At 73.5% G+C, this 18,571-nt stretch carries 16 protein-coding genes; 15 read left to right on the top strand and 1 reads right to left on the bottom strand.

The window, feature by feature from the left end; translation table 11 throughout:
- The gene (locus tag C8K30_RS13175; RefSeq protein ID WP_108493354.1) at nucleotides 1-501 is read right to left on the bottom strand and encodes an inorganic diphosphatase; all 501 of its coding nucleotides are present in this window, start codon (nucleotides 499-501) and stop codon (nucleotides 1-3) included.
- Between the two features lie 258 nt (nucleotides 502-759).
- On the opposite strand from C8K30_RS13175, the gene dacB reads away from it, so the two are divergent.
- From dacB to C8K30_RS13095, 15 genes are all read left to right on the top strand, one after another.
- The gene (gene dacB, locus C8K30_RS13170; protein WP_233257167.1) at nucleotides 760-2,211 is read left to right on the top strand and encodes a D-alanyl-D-alanine carboxypeptidase/D-alanyl-D-alanine-endopeptidase; all 1,452 of its coding nucleotides are present in this window, start codon (nucleotides 760-762) and stop codon (nucleotides 2,209-2,211) included.
- A 33-nt stretch (nucleotides 2,212-2,244) separates the two neighbouring features.
- Nucleotides 2,245-3,321: a zinc-dependent metalloprotease gene (locus C8K30_RS13165; protein ID WP_108493352.1), complete on the top strand. Its 1,077-nt coding sequence runs from the start codon at nucleotides 2,245-2,247 to the stop codon at nucleotides 3,319-3,321.
- A gap of 19 nt (nucleotides 3,322-3,340) precedes the next feature.
- Nucleotides 3,341-4,534, top strand: a complete 1,194-nt coding sequence (tilS, locus tag C8K30_RS13160; protein WP_108493351.1) for a tRNA lysidine(34) synthetase TilS — start codon at nucleotides 3,341-3,343, stop codon at nucleotides 4,532-4,534.
- 3 nt (nucleotides 4,535-4,537) lie between these two features.
- Nucleotides 4,538-5,092, top strand: coding sequence for a hypoxanthine phosphoribosyltransferase (gene hpt, locus C8K30_RS13155; RefSeq protein ID WP_108493350.1), 555 nt, complete (start codon nucleotides 4,538-4,540; stop codon nucleotides 5,090-5,092).
- Nucleotides 5,093-5,289: 197 nt separating this feature from the next.
- Entirely contained in the window at nucleotides 5,290-7,329 is a 2,040-nt protein-coding gene (gene ftsH / locus C8K30_RS13150) for an ATP-dependent zinc metalloprotease FtsH (RefSeq protein WP_108493349.1), read from the top strand.
- A 17-nt stretch (nucleotides 7,330-7,346) separates the two neighbouring features.
- The gene (folE, locus tag C8K30_RS13145) at nucleotides 7,347-7,970 is read left to right on the top strand and encodes a GTP cyclohydrolase I FolE (RefSeq protein ID WP_165919587.1); all 624 of its coding nucleotides are present in this window, start codon (nucleotides 7,347-7,349) and stop codon (nucleotides 7,968-7,970) included.
- Between the two features lie 86 nt (nucleotides 7,971-8,056).
- Nucleotides 8,057-9,016 (top strand): dihydropteroate synthase, encoded by a 960-nt coding sequence (gene folP / locus C8K30_RS13140; protein ID WP_233257179.1) that lies wholly within the window; start codon nucleotides 8,057-8,059, stop codon nucleotides 9,014-9,016.
- Nucleotides 9,013-11,709, top strand: coding sequence for a 2-amino-4-hydroxy-6-hydroxymethyldihydropteridine diphosphokinase (folK, locus tag C8K30_RS31255; RefSeq protein ID WP_233257166.1), 2,697 nt, complete (start codon nucleotides 9,013-9,015; stop codon nucleotides 11,707-11,709). The genes folP and folK overlap by 4 nt, the downstream gene beginning before the upstream one ends.
- 1 nt (nucleotide 11,710) lies before the next feature.
- Nucleotides 11,711-12,196 (top strand): DUF3180 domain-containing protein, encoded by a 486-nt coding sequence (locus tag C8K30_RS13125; protein WP_108493348.1) that lies wholly within the window; start codon nucleotides 11,711-11,713, stop codon nucleotides 12,194-12,196.
- A 35-nt stretch (nucleotides 12,197-12,231) separates the two neighbouring features.
- Nucleotides 12,232-12,723: a PH domain-containing protein gene (locus C8K30_RS13120; protein WP_108493347.1), complete on the top strand. Its 492-nt coding sequence runs from the start codon at nucleotides 12,232-12,234 to the stop codon at nucleotides 12,721-12,723.
- Nucleotides 12,720-14,351, top strand: a complete 1,632-nt coding sequence (locus tag C8K30_RS13115) for a PH domain-containing protein (protein ID WP_108493346.1) — start codon at nucleotides 12,720-12,722, stop codon at nucleotides 14,349-14,351. The genes C8K30_RS13120 and C8K30_RS13115 overlap by 4 nt, the downstream gene beginning before the upstream one ends.
- A 13-nt stretch (nucleotides 14,352-14,364) precedes the next feature.
- Nucleotides 14,365-15,339: a Rossmann-like and DUF2520 domain-containing protein gene (locus C8K30_RS13110; RefSeq protein ID WP_108493345.1), complete on the top strand. Its 975-nt coding sequence runs from the start codon at nucleotides 14,365-14,367 to the stop codon at nucleotides 15,337-15,339.
- Nucleotides 15,340-15,428: 89 nt separating this feature from the next.
- Nucleotides 15,429-16,286 carry a pantoate--beta-alanine ligase gene (gene panC / locus C8K30_RS13105; protein WP_233257178.1) on the top strand — a complete coding sequence of 286 codons (858 nt, stop codon included), beginning with the start codon at nucleotides 15,429-15,431 and terminating at the stop codon, nucleotides 16,284-16,286.
- A gap of 4 nt (nucleotides 16,287-16,290) precedes the next feature.
- The gene (gene panD / locus C8K30_RS13100) at nucleotides 16,291-16,794 is read left to right on the top strand and encodes an aspartate 1-decarboxylase (protein ID WP_108493344.1); all 504 of its coding nucleotides are present in this window, start codon (nucleotides 16,291-16,293) and stop codon (nucleotides 16,792-16,794) included.
- Nucleotides 16,791-18,464, top strand: coding sequence for an L-aspartate oxidase (locus C8K30_RS13095; protein WP_108493343.1), 1,674 nt, complete (start codon nucleotides 16,791-16,793; stop codon nucleotides 18,462-18,464). The genes panD and C8K30_RS13095 overlap by 4 nt, the downstream gene beginning before the upstream one ends.
- Nucleotides 18,465-18,571 lie beyond the last annotated feature (107 nt).

Genomic DNA, 18,571 nt, shown 5'->3' with positions numbered 1-18,571 from the left:
TCAGTGCTTGTCGTAGTAGCCCGTGTCCTTGGCGCGCTGGATCGAGCGGACGATCTCCGCCTCGGCGTCCGAGCGGCCGACCCAGTGGGCGCCCTCGACCGACTTGCCCGGCTCGAGGTCCTTGTAGACCTCGAAGAAGTGCTGGATCTCCAGGCGGTGGAAGTCCGAGACGTCGTCGATGTCCTGGCGCCACGCCGCGCGCTGGTCGCCCGTCGGCACGCACAGCACCTTGTCGTCACCGCCGGCCTCGTCGCGCATGCGGAACATGCCCAGAGCGCGGCACTTGATCAGACAGCCCGGGAACGTGGGCTCCTCCAGCAGGACCAGTGCGTCCAGGGGGTCGCCGTCCTCACCGAGGGTGCCCTCGATGAAGCCGTAGTCGTCCGGGTAGCGCGTCGAGGTGAAGAGCATGCGGTCGAGGCGGATGCGTCCGGTCTCGTGATCCACCTCGTACTTGTTCCGCTGACCCTTGGGGATCTCGATCGTGACGTCGAACTCCACGCCGATGTGCTCCAGTTCTCGATGATGGTCGCCGAAGTGTCTTACCGCGGCGGCGGCCTTGCGCCCGTCCAGTGTGCCATGTGTCTTGTGTCCCGACCGTTACCTGTGGTCAGAACCACTGTCTGCGTTCGGCATAATTCGCAGCGTGCGCGGCGCGCGCGGGAATCGATCCGCGCGAGCGGGTGAAATTTCCCGTGAATCGCCGTCGTCGTACGCGCCGCGTGGTTTGCCGCGACTAGAGTTGGCTATGGCTTTCACGTGACGATCGAGAGGATGCCCATGGAGTGGGGGTTGCGCTCCGGCGCCGCCGTCGCCGCAGTCGTCGCACTGTTCGGTGGGTACCTTGTCGCCGACGCGTACGACGTCGTTCCCGGCATGCTCACCACGGCCGACCCCTGGCCCCAGGCCAGCCCCTTCCCGTCCGCGCCCGGTGCCGTCGACGGGCCCGCGCCCGTCTCGCTCCTGGCCGGCCTCCCGGACGACGCTCCGGTGCCGGACAGCGTGGAGATCCAGCGCCTGGTGACAGGCCTGGCCAAGGACAAGCGGCTCGGTTCCCGCGTCGGCGTGGTGGTGGCCGACGGGCTGTCGGGGGACGTGCTCGGCTCGTCCAGCCCGGACAAGCTGATGACCCCCGCGTCCACGCAGAAGCTGTTCACCGGCGTCGCGGCGCTCTCGTCGTCCATCGCGAGCACCACCCTGCAGACGAAGGCCGTCCTCCTGGACGACAACACGGTGGTGCTGGTCGGCGGCGGCGACATGATGCTGTCCGCGGGCAAGGGCGACCCAAACGCGGTTAACGGCCGGGCCGGGCTCGCCGACCTCGCGCAGCAGGTCGCCGCCAAGGTGAAGGTCACCGGGACCACCGAGGTGCGGGTCGCGCTCGACGACACGCTCTTCACCGGAGACGACACCGCGCCGACCGTCGCGAGCCCGGACATCGCGGCCGGCTACATCGCGCCGGTCTCCTCCGTCGGGATCAACGTCGGCCTGCTGTCCGACGAATACAGCGACAACGGGCCTCGCGCGTCCGACCCGGGCAAGTACGCCGCGGAGGCATTCTCCGCGGCCCTCGAGGACCAGGGCCTCACGACCGCCGACTCCGTGATCGACGAGAGCGCCCCCGACGACGCGCGGGTGCTCGGCGAGGTCAGCTCCGCCCCCCTCGCGGAGATCGTCGAGTTCGCCATGCAGTACTCCGACAACACGATCACCGAGGTCCTCGGGCGCCTCGTCGCGGTGGACGCCGGCCTGCCCGGTTCGAACGACGGGGCGACGCAGGCCGTGATCGCGAGGGCGAAGGAGCTCGGCATCGACATGACGGGCGCCCGCCTGCGCGACTGCTCCGGCCTGGGGGACGGCTCGTACCTGAGCGCCCAGCAGCTGGTGAACCTGCTCGAGGTGATGGTCGACCCCGGGCAGCCGAAGCTGCGCAGCGAGGCCGTAGGCATGCCGATCGCGGGCCTGTCCGGGACGCTCGCCAGCAGCCACGGGCGGTTCACGGGGACCAACGCCGCCCGGGGCCTGGCACGCGCCAAGACCGGGAGCCTCCCCAGGGTGCGCGCGCTCGCCGGGACGGTGGTCACGGCCGACGACCGGCTCCTCGTCTTCTCCGTCCTCGCCGACTCGATCCCTGCCGACCAGTCGGTGGGCGCGACCTCGATCTACGACGACTTCGTCGGCGACCTCGCGGCGTACTCGACCCCGGGCTGACGCGCCGTCACCCCGGACCGTTACCGTGGTCCGGTGACCCAGGCCTCCACAGCCCCCCAGGTCGTCGACTGGTCGGCAGCAGCACAGATCGCGGCGCGTCTTGCCGCGCCCGGGCCGCAGGCGCCCCGGGAGGAGCTCGACGCCCTGGTGAGCGGCCTGCGGACGGCGGCGGGCGACGCCGTCGGGCACGTGCTGGAGACCACCCGCTTGACGCCGCAGGACGGCCGTACGGCGCTGAGCCCGGTGGCGGTGGTGGACCGTGCGACCTGGGCCCGCGCGAACACCCAATCCATGGCCGTCATGACGGACGGGATCGGCTCGGTCGTCGCCGAGGTGTCCAAGGGGGCCACCTCGCCCGGCGCCCAGATGGCGGGCGCCGCCGAGATCGGGGCGGTCCTCGCGCTGCTCAGCGGGCGGGTGCTGGGCCAGTTCGACCCGTACTCCGGGTCCGGCCGCCTCCTCCTCGTCGCGCCCAACGTGCTGCAGGCGGAGCGCACGCTGCGCGTCCCGGTGCGGGACTTCCGGCTGTGGGTCTGCCTGCACGAGCAGACGCACGCGCTGCAGTTCGCCGCGGCGCCCTGGCTCTCGGGACACCTCAGCGGCCGCACCCAGCAGCTGGTCGCGGGCATGGCCCGGACGACGGCGGAGCTGGCGAAGGCCCGGTTCGACAGGAAGATCGCCGTGATCGGGCGGAGCGTGCTCGACGCCCTGCGGGGTGAGGGCGGCACGATCATGGACGGCATGCTCACGCACGAGCAGAAGGACGAGCTCGCCGACATCACCGCCGTCATGGCGCTCCTGGAGGGGCACGCGGACGTGATGATGGACGCCGTCGGGCCGCGGGTGGTGCCCTCCGTGCGGCGCATCCGGGCGCGGTTCGAGCGGCGGCGCGACGGCGAGGGGCGCAGCGCCTTCGACCTGGTGGTGCAGAAGCTGCTCGGCATGGAGGCCAAGCTCGCCCAGTACCGCGACGGGGCCGCGTTCGTGCGGTCCGTGGAGCGGGCCGTGGGGCGCGACGGGCTCAACGCCGTGTGGGCCGCCCCCGAGAACCTGCCTTCCGCCCGGGAGATCGCCGACGCCCGCGCGTGGGTGCGCCGGGTGCACGGATGAGCGCCGGGGGCGCCTGACCGTGGCCCATGTCGATCCCGCCGTCGCCGCGGCGCGGAACGCGGTCCGGGCGGCGCTGGCCGGGCTGGGCCCGGACGAGCTGGTGCTGGTCGCCTGTTCCGGCGGCGCGGACAGCCTCGCCCTCGCCGCGTCGGTGGCGTTCGAGGCCCGCCGCGTCGGGCGCTCCGTGCGGTCGCGCGGGTACGCCGTCCGGGCGGGTGCGGTGGTCGTGGACCACGGCCTCCAGGCAGGCTCCGCCGACGTCGCCGAGCGAGCGGCCGACCAGTGCCGCGCCCTGGGCCTCGACCCGGTGGTGGTCCGGCGCGCCGTCTGGTCGGACGGCGCCGGCGGTCCCGAGGCCGCCGCCCGGGACGCCCGGTACGCCGCGCTGGAGGCGGTCGCCGCCGAGAGGGGCGCTGCCCGGGTGCTGCTCGGACACACCCTCGACGACCAGGCGGAACAGGTGCTGCTCGGGCTCGCGCGAGGCGCCGGGGCCCGGTCGCTGGCCGGCATGCCGCGCGAGCGGGGGATCTTCCGCCGGCCGTTCCTGGGGCTGCGGCGCGCGCAGACCGAGGCGGTGTGCGCGGCGTCGGGCCTGGAGTTCTGGATCGACCCCACGAACCTGCTGCCCGACGACCCCGAGCCCGCGCGAGAGCGTCAGGACGAGGCAACTGACCGATCTCGCGGGGCGTTCACGCCGCTGCGCTCGCGGGTGCGGGGGCGGGTGCTGCCGGTGCTCGAGGAGACGCTGGGCCCGGGCGTCGTCGAGGCCCTCGGGCGCAGCGCGGACCAGCTGCGCGACGACGCGGACCTGCTCGACACCCTCGCCGCGGAGCTCCTGGCGCAGGCCCGCGCAGCCGCGGGGACGAGGGCGGCAGCGGGCACGGCGGCAGGCGTGCCGGGCAGCGATCCGGCCGCACCACGGGAGAGCGACGTCGAGCAGGTCCTCGACGTCGAGGTGCTGGAGCGGGCCCATCCGGCGCTCCGGCGTCGTGCCCTGCGGCTCGCCGCGCTCGCGGCCGGCTGCCCGCCCACGGGCACCACCACGCGCCACGTCGACGCGCTCGACGCGCTGGTCGTGTCGTGGAGCGGTCAGGGCCCCGCCCACCTCCCGGGAGGCGCACAGGCCCGCCGTGCGTGTGGCAGGCTTTTCCTGCACGCCGCGCCGACCGGTACCTGGACCGGCGCCTTGCCCCCCAGCACAACTCAGGAGTAACCCGTGGACCAGTCCGACGTCGGACCCGACCTCGCAGAGATCCTGCTCTCCGAGGAGCAGCTCACCAAGAAGCTCGACGAGCTGGCCGCCCAGATCGACGCGGACTACGCGGGCAAGGACCTGCTCCTGGTCGGCGTCCTCAAGGGCGCGGTCATGGTGATGGCCGACCTGTCCCGCCGTCTGCACCACAAGGTCCAGATGGACTGGATGGCGGTGTCGTCGTACGGCTCGGGGACCAAGTCCTCGGGCGTCGTCCGCATCCTCAAGGACCTGGACGCGGACCTGACCGGCCGCAACGTCGTCATCGTCGAGGACATCATCGACTCGGGCCTCACGCTGTCCTGGCTGGTGTCGAACCTGCGCTCGCGCGGCCCCGAGTCCGTCGAGATCGCCGCGATGCTGCGCAAGCCGGACGCCGCGCAGGCCGACGTCGACGTGAAGTACCTCGGTTACGACATCCCCAACGAGTTCGTGGTGGGCTACGGCCTCGACTACGCCGAGAACTATCGGAACCTGCCGTTCGTTGCCACCCTGGCACCGCACGTCTACGGCGGCTGACGAAGACCGACTTCTCTCAGTCACTGCTCGACGCCGCGGGATGCCCATCCCGGGCGGTTCGTCACGTCTGGGCGAGGTGTGGTCCAGGCGTCACATGCTCTGGGCGAACACCCGGGCCTCCTGTCAGGGAGACCATGTAGTTTCGACGGAAACATACTGCGCGAGCGGAGGGAAACGGGGCTCGGTCCCCGTCGCCGATGAACATCAAGAAGCTTCTGAGTGGGCCTGTCATCTGGATCCTGGTCGCCTTGGTCGTGGTGACGCTGGCCATCTCGGCACTGAACCAGCCCAATGTCTCGCGAATCGAGACGTCACAGGGAATCGAGCTGCTCGAGGGCAGCACGGTCGACCACGCCCTCATGGTCGACGGCGAGCAGCGCGTCGAGCTCAAGCTCTCGAAGGCGTACTCGTCGACCGAGGGCGAAGGTGACGAGGCCGAGAAGGTCGACCACGGCAAGACCGTCGAGTTCTTCTACACCCTGCCCCAGGGCGACCGGGTCGAGGACGCCATCGTGAAGTCCGACCCGGCCGACGGGTTCGACTCGGAGGTGCCGCAGCCCAGCTTCTGGTCCTCCATGCTGTCGGTGCTGATCCCGTTCCTCCTGATCGGTGTCGTGTTCTGGTTCCTGCTCTCGCGGGCCCAGGGTGGCGGCAACCGGGTCATGGGCTTCGGCAAGTCCAAGGCGAAGCTGGCCTCCAAGGACACCCCGCAGGTGACCTTCGCCGACGTCGCGGGCGCGGACGAGGCGGTCGAAGAGCTCCAGGAGATCAAGGAGTTCCTCGCCGAGCCGGCCAAGTTCCAGGCCGTGGGCGCCAAGATCCCCAAGGGCGTGCTGCTCTACGGCCCGCCCGGTACGGGTAAGACGCTCATCGCGCGCGCCGTCGCCGGCGAGGCGGGTGTGCCGTTCTACTCGATCTCCGGCTCGGACTTCGTCGAGATGTTCGTCGGCGTGGGCGCCAGCCGGGTGCGCGACCTCTTCGAGCAGGCCAAGCAGAACTCGCCCGCGATCATCTTCGTGGACGAGATCGACGCCGTCGGCCGCCACCGCGGTGCGGGCATGGGCGGCGGGCACGACGAGCGCGAGCAGACGCTGAACCAGATGCTCGTCGAGATGGACGGCTTCGACGTCAAGACGAACGTCATCCTCATCGCCGCGACCAACCGCCCCGACATCCTCGACCCGGCGCTGCTGCGCCCCGGCCGCTTCGACCGCCAGGTCGCCGTCGAGGCCCCGGACCTCAAGGGCCGCGAGGCGATCCTCAACGTGCACTCGCAGGGCAAGCCGATGGTCCCCGAGGTCGACCTCGAGGCAGTGGCCCGCCGCACGCCCGGATTCACGGGTGCGGACCTGGCGAACGTGCTCAACGAGGCCGCCCTGCTCACCGCGCGCAGCGGTGCTCAGCTCATCGACGACCGCGCCCTTGACGAGGCCATCGACCGCGTCGTGGCCGGCCCGCAGAAGCGCACGCGAGTGATGAACACCAAGGAGCAGAAGATCACGGCGTACCACGAGGGCGGCCACGCCCTCGTCGCCGCGGCGATGCGCTACACGGACCCCGTCACCAAGGTGACGATCCTGCCGCGCGGCCGGGCGCTGGGCTACACCATGGTCATGCCGCTCGAGGACAAGTACTCGACCACGCGCAACGAGCTGCTCGACCAGCTCGCGTACGCGATGGGCGGCCGCGTCGCCGAGGAGATCGTGTTCCACGACCCCACCACCGGCGCCTCGAACGACATCGAGAAGGCCTCGGCCATCGCCCGCAAGATGGTGACCGAGTACGGCATGAGCGAGCGGGTCGGCGCCATCAAGCTCGGCACGAGCGCCGGCGAGCCGTTCCTGGGCCGCGACTACGGGCACGAGCGGGACTACTCCGAGTCCGTCGCGGGCACCATCGACGACGAGGTGCGCAAGCTCGTCGACGCCGCGCACGACGAGGCGTGGGAGGTGCTGAGCCAGTACCGCGACGTGCTCGACGAGCTGGTGCTCGGCCTGCTCGACAAGGAGACGCTGAACCAGAAGGAGCTCGCGGAGGTCTTCCGGTCCGTCGAGAAGCGCCCCGCGCGCGACGTCTGGCTGTCCAGCGAGCAGCGCACGGTGCACACCCGCGGTCCCGTCCTCACGCCCAAGGAGCTGGCGGCCCAGAACGGGCACCCCGCCGTGGTGCCGCAGGACGAGGCGGTGCTGGACACGGCGACGCCGTCCGACGCGGTGCCCACGGACCCGCCGAACTGACAGACCGGAGCAACACGATGACCGACAGGTCCATCACCCCCCTGTCGACGCCCGTGCGGCGCGCGGCGGACATCCCGCCGTACGACGCCGCACGGGCCGAGGCCGCAGTGCGCGAGTTCCTCATCGCCGTCGGCGAGGACCCCGAGCGGGAGGGCCTGCGGGAGACGCCGGCCCGCGTCGCCCGGGCGTACCAGGAGATCTTCGCGGGCCTGCGGCAGGAGGCGGAGGACGTGCTGACCACCACCTTCGACCTCGGCCACGAGGAGATGGTGCTGGTCAAGGACATCGAGGTGTACTCGACCTGTGAGCACCACCTGGTGCCGTTCCACGGCGTCGCGCACGTCGGGTACATCCCGAACGTGGACGGCCGCATCACGGGGCTGAGCAAGCTGGCCCGCCTGGTCGAGGTCTACGCGCGCCGTCCGCAGGTCCAGGAACGCATGACCACCCAGATCGCGGACTCCCTGGTGGAGCTCCTCGAGCCCCGCGGGGTGCTCGTGGTGGTCCAGTGCGAGCACCTGTGCATGTCGATGCGCGGCGTGCGCAAGCCCGGCTCGCGCACGATCACGTCGGCGGTGCGCGGCGTCATGCGGGACGGCGCCACCCGAGCCGAGGCGATGAGCCTCATCCTCGGGAAGTGACGGTGGTCTCCACCGTGCGTCACCCCACCCGGGACGCCCGGGTGCTCGGCCTGCCCGAGCTCTCCGGCGTGGGCCGCACCCTCGTGATGGGTGTCGTCAACGTCACCCCGGACTCGTTCTCGGACGGCGGCGAGTGGTTCGAGCCGTCGGCCGCCGTCGCGCACGGCCTGGAGCTGCTCGGCGAGGGTGCGGACATCCTGGACGTGGGCGGGGAGTCCACCCGGCCCGGGTCCGTGCGGGTGCCGCAGGACCAGGAGCTCGCGCGGGTGCTGCCCGTGATCGAGCAGCTCGCCGCGCGCGGCGCGATCGTGAGCGTGGACACCACGCGCGCGGCCGTCGCCGAGCGAGCCGTGGCGGCCGGGGCGCGCATAGTGAACGACGTCTCGGGCGGCCTCGCCGACCCCGAGATGGGCCGCGCCGTCGCCGAGACCGGCGCCGCATACGTGGCGATGCACTGGCGTGGGCACGCGGACGTCATGGACGACCTCGAGGTGTACGACGACGTCGTGGCCGACGTCCGCGACGAGCTGGCGGCCCGCGTGGCCGCCCTGCACGACGCCGGGGTGCGGCCCGAGCAGGTGATCCTCGACCCGGGCCTCGGCTTCAGCAAGGCCGGGGCGCTGAACTGGCCGCTGCTGGCCCACCTCGACGCGCTGCACCAGCTCGGCCGCCCGGTGCTCGTGGGCGCGTCCCGCAAACGGTTCCTGGGTCATCTGCTCGCGGACTCGTCGGGACACCCGGTGCCGCCCCGTGCCCGGGACGACGCGACGGCCGCGATCTCGGCGCTGTCGGCCGCCGCGGGCGCCTGGTGCGTGCGCGTGCACACCGTCCGGGCGAGCGCCGATGCGGTCAAGGTGGCGGCCGCGTGGACCACCGCCGCCGGCGAGCCACGGGTAGGGTCGCCGGATAGCTCTCCCCAATCCGCACCGGAGGCATTGACTTCCACCGTGGCCTTGACCACAGAATCGTGGACGGCCGGGGGACAAGGCACGCCAACCTGGCAGGATTCCGGTGCACGCAAAGACGACGGGGGAGGACCACGGTGACCACAGCGTTCGGAACGGGCGTTCAAGACCCGGACGGCCGGTCGCTGGACCAGATCCAGCTGACCGGTGTGAGCGCGCGGGGGTACCACGGTGTGCTGCCGTCGGAGCGACAGACCGGCCAGGAGTTCCGGGCCGACGTCGTGCTGTACCTGGACACGCGCCCGGCGGCCGCCGGTGACGACCTGGCACAGACGGTGAGCTATGCGGACGTGGCCGGGGATGTCCACGACATCCTGACGGGCGAGCCCGCGGACCTCGTCGAGACGGTGGCGGAGCGCATCGCCGCCGCGGTGCTGGCCCGGCCCCAGGTCCAGGCGGTCGACGTGCGCGTGCACAAGCCGCACGCGCCCATCCCGGTGCCGTTCGCGGACGTCGTGGTGGCGATCCGTCGCGACCGCGTCCACGCGCCCGTCGTCGCGGCTCCGGGCGGGCAGGTCCAGGCCGCGGACGCGCTCGCCCCGTCAGTCGGGCCGGCGGACGCCGGGCCCGTCGACGTGTTCCCGACCGGCCCGCCCGTCGAGTCCTGGAACGACGCCGCGGAGCAGGCGCGCAGCGGGTCGGACGGCGTGTCGTTCGCCGCCGAGCCCGCGCTGCAGGACTTCGAGCCCGTCGCCCGCCCGGTGGCCGAGGAGCCGGAGCAGTTCCCGCCGTATCAGCCGGTCGAGCCGGCGCAGTTCGGGGCCGAGGTGTTCGAGGCGGAGCCGCTCGTCGACCGGGTTCCGGCCGCGGTGGCGCCCGCCGTCCAGCCTCCCGTTGAGGAGCCGGAGCCGCTCCCCGCGCCCGAGCTCATCGCCCCCCAGCCCCTGCAGGTGATCCCTGCGGCATGGGAGCTGCAGGCCGAGGCACCGGCCCAGCCCGAGCGACAGGACCACCTGGGCCAGGAGCCCGCGTTCCAGCCGGAGGCGGCGTTCCAGCCTGAGCCCGCCTTCGAGCCGGTCCAGCAGTACGAGTCGCTCCAGGGGCTCGACCAGCGGCCGGGTCTCGACCAGCGGAACGGCTTCGAGCAGCAGTACGACCAGTTCGCGCAGCAGCCGGAGCCGGCGCAGCCCGAGCAGCAGGCGCCGGTGTTCGAGCAGCCGGGGCCGTTCGACCAGGCCCAGCCGTTCGAGCAGCAGCAGCGGGTCGATCCGCAGCAGAACCAGTACGACCAGATGTTCGGGCAGCAGTACGACCAGGGCGACATGGAGGCGACCCGGGTGTCGTCGGCGGTCCCCGACTCCGCCGTCGGGCAGCCGGAGCAGGCCTACGCGCAGGAGCAGCAGTACCAGCAGCCCGAGCCGCGCGACCGGTTCGACGAGGTCCCCGCGGGGTCCGTGGACGTGGTCATCGCCATCGGCGCCAACCTGGGCGACCCCCAGGCGACCATGCGCTCGGCGGTCGCCGAGCTGGACCGTGTGCCAGGACTGCAGATCACGGACGTGTCGCCGCTGGCGCGCACGGCCGCCGTCGGCGGCCCGGAGGACCAGCCCGACTACCTGAACGCGGTGCTGCTGGCCCGCACGACGCTCCCGGCGCGCGGGCTGCTGCACGCCTGCCAGGAGGTGGAGAACGTGCACGGCCGCACCCGCGAGGAGCGCTGGGGCGCGCGCACGCTCGATGTCGACCTGATCGCCTACGGCACCCTGACCGACGCCGCCGAGGACCTCGAGATCCCTCACCCCCGCGCGCACGAGCGGGCGTTCGTCCTGGAGCCGTGGTCGCAGATCGCGCCCGACGCCGTGCTGCCCGGCCTCGGCGGCGGACCGGTGGCCCAGCTGGCGGCCACCGCGCCCGACCGGTCGGGCATCCGCTGGCTCGCGCTCGACTGGCTGACCGACCCGGAGCCGGAGCAGGGCGGTGGGAGCACGGTTTCGAACCACCCCGCCGTGCCCGACGACGGCGGGCAGGACGCCCCCGTCGCCGAGATGCCCCCGGCCCTGCCCCCGTCGCTCCCGCCGAGCGGGCGTCCGCCGGTCTCGCCCGGCGGCCCCGTGGTCGAGGTGCCGGGCGGCGGTCACCCGCAGGGCTACTCCAGCGGTCAGGTGGACCTGGACGCCCAGGCTCAGGTCGGCGGCCCGCAGCAGGAGGTGTACCCGGGCGCGCACCCGCAGGGCTATTCGAGCGGACCGGTGCCGGGCCCGGGCGGCTCCGTGCCGATCCCGCAGCAGGCTATGCCCGCGACCCAGCGGACGGCCCCGCCGATCGGCATGCCCGGGTCGGCAGTGCCGCCGCCGGAGGAGGCGCTCGTCCCGGCACCGCCGTCGCCGATCGCGCCCCGTGCGGTACGGGACACGGCGCACGAGGTGCCGGAGCACGAGCCGCTGCCCCCGGCGTCCGCCGCGTCGGCCAAGCCGGTGTTCGCGCCGGTCAACCCGTCGCGCCAGCCGGCAGGCGTGTTCCCGCCGGTGAACGGTGGCGCCCAGCCCGAGCAGGGGGCCCCGGTGTTCGCCCCGGTCGGCGCGCCGACGAACGGCGTGCCCGACCCGGCGCAGAACGGCCAGCTGAACGGGCACGCGAACGGGCAGCTGAACGGCCACGGGAACGGGCACGCGAACGGGCAGCTGAACGGGCACCGGGACGGCTACGACAACGATCACACCGTGATCCGGGTGCCGGGCTACGCGACCGAGCAGCAGGCTCCGCCGTCGGACGGCCCGATCGACTCGGTCCCCTCGTGGGTGCCGGTCCGGGACGAGCGGGGGCGCGACGCCTGACATGCGCCGAACCCCGGTCAGGTCTCTGATCGCAGTCCTCGTTGCTGTCGCGCTCGTCGGTTGGCTGGTGCTGCGTGCCCTCGAGTCGCGCGCCGTCTACCTGCCGGTGGTGCCCTGGTTGGTCGACGTCGCGATCGTCGCGCTGGCCGGGGCGGTGTTCTGGTCGGGGTGGACCGTGCGGTCGTACCAGAAGGGCAAGCGGCCCTCCCTCGACGGACTCCGCGCCGCGCGGACGCTCGTCCTGGCGAAGGCGGCCGCCCTCACGGGTGCGCTGCTCGGCGGCTGGTACCTGGCGCAGGTGCTGGTGGTGCTGGGCGACCTCGCGATCGAGCCGCGCCGCGACCGCGCCGTCGCGGCCGGGATCGCGGTGCTGTGCTCGATAGTGCTCGCCGTCGTGGGCCTGGTCGTGGAGAAGTTCTGCGAGCTGCCGCCGTCGGACAAGGACCGTGCCAGCTCCGACGAAGGTGAGTCCCCCGCTCCGGCGTGAGGCCTCGCTACCCAGCGCTTGCCCTCTGCGGAACAATGGCCAACATGACCAGCCCTTTCGAACCGCACGACGTGACCTGGAACCGCGTGTCCCCGCGGCTCGTGACGGCCTGGCTGGTCCCGGCCGCCATCAGCCTGGGGATACCGCTGGTCGTGGGCGTCGTGCTCGCGGTCACCGTCAGCCCCTGGTTCTGGATCCTCGGCGGTGTCCCCGCCGTCTTCCTCGTGTGGACGATCATCCTGGTCCCACGCCAGGTCAAGGCCATCGGCTACGCCGAGCGCGACGACGACCTCCTCATCCGCAAGGGCGTCATGTTCCGGTCGATGGTCGTGGTGCCGTACGGCCGCATGCAGTACGTGGACGTCGAGGCGGGGCCCCTGGACCGCAAGCTGGGCCTGGCGAAGGTGCAGCTCCACACGGCGTCCGTCGGCACGGATGCCCAGATCCCAGGCCTGGCCCCGGACGAGGCGGCGCGACTGCGTGACCGCCTCGCGTCCCGCGGTGAGGCCCGTCTGGCGGGGCTGTGAGCACGCCGGAGCGCGGCCTCGACGAGCGGGAGCCGGGTCCCGGCCAGCGGGTCGCGCCCGGCCGGCCGGGCAATCCCGCGCAGCCCGACGCCGAGGAGCTCGTCTGGCGGCGGGTCCACCCGATCACCCCGCTGGTCCGGGGCTGGGCGGTGGTCGGCGCGGCGGTCGTGATCCTGGGCCAGCAGAGCCTCGACGGCGGGCCGCGCGGCGGCCTCATCGCCCTCGTGTCCAGCGAGTACTGGTGGACCCTGCTCGCGGCCCTCGCCGCCGTCGCGCTCGTGGGCTGGGGCTACTCGACGCTGGCCTGGCGCATGACCACCTTCGCCATCGGCGCGGAGACCGTGCACCTGCGGCGCGGCATCCTGTTCCGCCAGCAGCGGCACGCCCGCCTCGACCGGCTGCAGTCGGTCGACATCCGGCAGCCGCTCGTGGCCCGGTTCTTCGGTCTGTGCGAGCTGACCCTGGAGACGGCGGGCGGCACCGACTCCGGCGTCGCCATCGGGTTCCTGAAGGGGTCCGACGCCGACGAGCTGCGCGCCGAGCTCCTCGCCCGCGCGGCGGGCCTCAAGGTCGCCAGGACGAGCCCGGCGGTCGACGCGCGGTCCCACGCGCCGTCCGACGTCGTGACCGCCGGCGCCGCTCCGGAGGGAGCGGTGCCGGACGGCGGGATCCAGGACGCCGTCGAGCCCGCGGGCGAGCAGGGGGCCGGGACGGCCCGCCCGGCCCCGCCCGCCAGCCTCGAAGCGCCCCAGACGCCCGTCCTCACCGTGCCGCTGGGCCGCCTGATCGCCTCGGTGGTGCGCTCCGGGGCGATGATCACGCTGATCGTCTGGGCCCTCGCGGTCCTCGTGGTCGTGATCGTCACGGGCGAGTTCGCCGTGATGTCCGCCTCGCTGCCCGCGGTGCTGGGCGCGGGCGGGTACCTGTTCGGCCGCCTGACGGGCGAGTTCGACTTCCGGGTGGCCATCTCGCCCGACGGCGTCCGCCTGCGGCACGGCATGCTCGAGACGCGCTCCCAGACCATCCCGCCGGGCCGCGTGCAGGCCGTCCGCCTGGTGCAGAGCGTGCTGTGGCGCGGCCGCGACTGGTGGCGCGTGCAGGTGAACGTCGCCGGTTACGGCGGCGAGAGCGAGGAGAAGAACAGCGTCCTGCTCCCGGTCGGCACCCGCGAGGAGGCGCTGACCGTGCTCTCCCTCGTGCTGCCCGACCTCGGCGTCGACGAGCCGCGCCGTGTCCTCGACGCGGGGCTGGACGGCGACTCCCGGACGATCAGTACATTCGTCACCGCACCCCGTCGGACCCGCATACTTGATCCGGTGGCGTGGCGCCGCAACGGGTTCACCGTCACCGGACGCGCGCTGCTGCTGCGCCGGGGCCGCATGGTGAAGATCCTGGACGTGGTGCCGCACGAGCGGACGCAGTCGCTGGCCCTGAGCCAGGGACCGTGGCAGCGCCGGCTGGGCGTGGCCTCGTTCCAGGTGCACTCCACGGAGGGCCCGGTGCATCCCGAGGTGGCGCACCTCGATGCCGGCGATGCCGAGCGGCTGATCGCGGAGCAGGCCCTGCGGGCCCGCACCGCACGCGCGGCGGCGGGTCCGGAACGATGGATGGAACGACGAGGAGAGTGACCGGTGATGTCCGGTGAGTGACCCCGACGAGCCGGGCCGCCGGCCCGGCCGGCTGGGCGTCGGCGTGGTCGGCGCGGGTCGCGTGGGCGCCGTGCTCGGCAACGCGCTGCGGGCGGCGGGCCACGCCGTCGTCGGCGCGAGCGGCATCTCGGAGGACTCCAGGGACCGCATCGAGACGCTCTTGCCGGGCGTCCCCAACCTCCAGGTGCCCGACGTCGTGGAGCGGGCCGAGCTGGTCCTCCTCGCGGTGCCCGACGACGCCCTCGGCCCCCTGGTCTCCGGCCTCGCCGACACCGGGGCCTGGCAGCCGGGCCAGCTCGCGATCCACACGTCCGGGCGCTTCGGGACCGCCGTCCTGGAGCCCGCCCGGCTCGGCGGAGCCATCCCGCTCGCGGTCCACCCCGCCATGACGTTCACCGGGACCTCCCTCGACCTGGCGCGCCTGGAGGGCTGCACGTTCGCCGTGACCGCGCCGGCGCCCGTGCTGCCGATCGGGCAGGCGCTCGTGGTCGAGATCGGCGGCGAGCCCGTGATCGTGGACGAGCAGGCCCGCGGCATCTACCACGCGGGGCTCGCGCACGGCGCGAACCACCTGGTAGTGCTCGTCGCGCAGGCCTCGCAGGCGCTGGAGGCGGCCGGGATCGAGTCGCCCGGCCGGGTGCTCGCGCCGCTGCTGTCGGCGGCCCTGGAGTCGGCGACCCGGTCCGCGGACGCGCGCGACGGCGTCGGGCCGGGTGCGATCTCCGCGCTCACCGGGCCGGTCTCCCGGGGCGACGTCGGCACGGTGCGCCGCCACCTGACCGAGCTCAGCGCCCTCGCCGCCGCCAGCGGCGCCACCGACATCCCCGACAGCTACACCGAGCTCGCCCGCGGGGCCACGCGCCGCGCGCTGGCGAGCCACCGCATCGACGACTCCGCGGCGCAGGCGCTGCTGGACGCGCTGGACGGCGCGACGGGGGAGTCGCGCGCAGGAAGGAAGACCGAGTGATCACCCAGACCACTACCTCGCCCGATGCGGAGCCCGCGCAGCGCACCCCGCTCGTGGTCCGCACCCGCTCCGAGCTGCGCGACGCGCAGATGCGCTGGGCCATCGCCGGTCCTCTGGAGCCGGGCGGGCCCGATGCGGCGCCGGGGCAGCGCGCCGTCGTCATGACGATGGGCGCGCTGCACGACGGTCACCTGGAGCTCGTGCGCCGCGCGCGCGAGGAGGCCGGCCCGAACGGCCAGGTGGTCGTGACGATCTTCGTGAACCCGCTGCAGTTCGGCGCGGGCGAGGACCTCGAAACCTACCCGCGTGACCTGGACGGCGACGTCGCCAAGCTGGCCGGCGTCGGGGCCGACGTCGTCTTCGCGCCCACGCCCGACGTCGTCTACCCGGACGGCGACCCCGTGGTGCGGGTCTCGGCCGGGCGGATCGGGGAGGTGCTGGAGGGCGAGCACCGCCCCGGGCACCTGGACGGCGTGCTCACCGTGGTGCTCAAGCTGATGCACCTGGTGCGGCCCGACGTCGCGCTGTTCGGCGAGAAGGACGCCCAGCAGCTGCTGGCCGTGCGCCGCATGGTGCGCGACCTGGAGGTGTCGGTCGAGGTGGTGGGCGTGCCGACCGTGCGCGAGGCCGACGGGCTCGCCCTGTCCTCGCGCAACGCCTACCTGTCCGCGGGCGAGCGGGAGCGGGCCCTGGCCCTCTCCCGCGCACTGGCCGCGGGGGCCGCGGCAGCGGACCGTGGTGCCGCGGGTGTGACCAACGCCGCGCGGCAGGTGCTGGACGAGGCGGAAGGCGTCGTGGTCGACTACCTGGCGCTCGTCGACCCGGTGACCGTGGACGCGGTCGCCGACGACTTCTCCGGCTCCGCGCTGCTGCTCGTGGCCGCACGGGTGGGTTCCACCCGACTGATCGACAACCAGGCCGTCGAGGTCTCGCCAGACCAGAGGTAACGCCATGAGCTCCACCCCGCACTCCGCCGCCGGCCGCCCCGCCTCGCTGCAGCGGCCCATGATGATCGCGAAGATCCACCGGGCCACGGTGACCCAGGCGGACCTGCACTACGTCGGGTCCATCACCGTGGACGCCGACCTGCTCGACGCCGCGGACCTCCTGCCCGGCCAGCAGGTCGATGTCGTCGACGTGACCAACGGCGCGCGGCTCACGACCTACGTGATCCCGGGCGAGCCCGGCTCCGGCCAGATCTGCATCAACGGCGCGGCGGCCCACCTGGTCAGCCCGGGCGACGTCGTCATCCTCATCGCCTACGGCATGCTCTCCGACCGCGACGCGCGGACCTTCCTGCCGAACGTCGTGTTCGTCGACGAGCAGAACCGCATGGTCGAGATCACCGACGAGCCCGGGCACGTGCCGGACGGGTACGGGCTTCAGGAGAGCGGCCTCGCGATCGAGCCGTTCCAGCGGGCCGGCCTGGTCCGCACGGCGTCGGGCCGCGCGTGAACCCCACGCCCGGACCCGGACCTCGCCTCGCACGTTCGCTTGCGGCCCCCGCACCCGGCTGGACCGCGGAGGCCGACGCGATAGTCGTCGGCTCCGGGATCGCGGGCCTGACGGCGGCGCTCGAGCTGCGTACGCACGTCCCGCGGGTGCTGCTCGTGACCAAGGGCCGGCTCCTGTCGGGGTCGACGGTGTGGGCGCAGGGCGGCATCGCCGCCGCGCTCGACCCGTCGGACTCGCCCGAGGCGCACCTGGCGGACACGCTCGCCGCCGGCGGCGGCCTGTCCGACCCGGAGGCCGTGCAGGTGCTGGTCACCGAGGGCCCGGCCCGCGTACGCGAGCTCGTGGCGCGCGGTGCGGTCTTCGACAAGGCGGCCGACGGCGACATCGCGCTCACCCGGGAGGGCGGCCACCACGCCGACCGGATCGCGCACGCCGGCGGCGACGCCACGGGCGCGGAGATCTCCCGCGCGCTGGTCGCGCAGATCGAGGCGGTCCGGCACGACCCGGGCATCGAGGTCGTGGAGAACGCCCTGGTGCTGGACGTGCTGACAACCCTGGACGGGCGCGCCTGCGGCGTGACCCTGCACGTGCGGGGCGCGGGCTCGCGGGACGGCGTCGGCGCCGTCCTGGCCCCCGCCGTCGTGCTGGCGACCGGCGGGATCGGGCAGGTGTTCCGGTCGTCCACCAACCCGGCCGGCGCGACGGGCGACGGCATCGCCGCCGCCCTCAGAGCGGGCGCGGTGCTCGGCGACCTGGAGTTCGTGCAGTTCCACCCGACGGTCCTGTGGCTCGGCTCGGGCGCCAAGGGGCAGCTCCCGCTCATCTCGGAGGCGGTGCGCGGTGAGGGCGCGCTGCTGCTCGACGTCAACGGGCACCGGTTCATGCCCGGCGTGCACGAGATGGCCGAGCTGGCGCCGCGGGACGTCGTCGCGCACGCGATAGTGCGGCAGATGGCCGCCACCGGAGCTGACAACGTGCTGCTCGACGCCCGCCACCTGGGCCGGGAGTTCCTGCGCACGCGGTTCCCCACGATCAACCGGCGGCTGCTCGAGGCCGACATCGACTGGTCCGAGGAGCCGGTGCCCGTGGCGCCCGCGCAGCACTACCACTCGGGCGGCGTGGTGACCGACCTCGACGGGCGATCCTCGGTGGACGGGCTGTACGCGGTCGGCGAGGTCGCGTGCACCGGCGTGCACGGGGCCAACCGGCTCGCGTCGAACTCGCTGCTGGAGGGCATCGTGTTCGCCTCCCGCGCGGCGCGCGACGTCGCGGCCCGGTTCGACGCCGGCGAGCTGAAGCCGGGGGAGCCGGCCGAACGCCCCGGCGGGTCGGCGCTGGTCGCGGCCGCCGCCCGGTCGCGGATCCAGAAGGTGACGTCCGCCGGGTCGGGCGTGATCCGGTCGGCGCGGTCGCTGGCCGAGGTCGACGAGCGGCTTTCTGCAGTGCGGGCTGATGCGCACCTGGCGGCGGAGGTCGTCGCCGAGCCCCAGACCGCCGAGTGGGAGACCACCAACGTGCACCAGGTGGCCCGCGCCCTGACCCGCGCGGCCTGGCTGCGCGAGGAGACCCGCGGCGGCCACTACCGCACGGACTTCCCGAAGCCGGAAGACGCCTGGAAGCGCCGCGTTCTCGTCCAGCTGGACGACGACGGGATCCTCACGATCAGCTGACCCCGCCGTCCACCCCCCCCGGGACCCCCGAACCAGCCACGGTCCGGGCGCCGAACCGCATAGTGGCAGTGCACCCTGGCGCCGAACCGCATCATGCACGTCCATCG

This window comes from Promicromonospora sp. AC04 (genome assembly GCF_003058225.1).
Classification (GTDB): Bacteria; Actinomycetota; Actinomycetes; order Actinomycetales; family Cellulomonadaceae; genus Promicromonospora.
The sequence above is the reverse complement of the archived record's forward strand: the minus strand, read 5'-3'. Positions and strand labels throughout refer to the sequence as shown.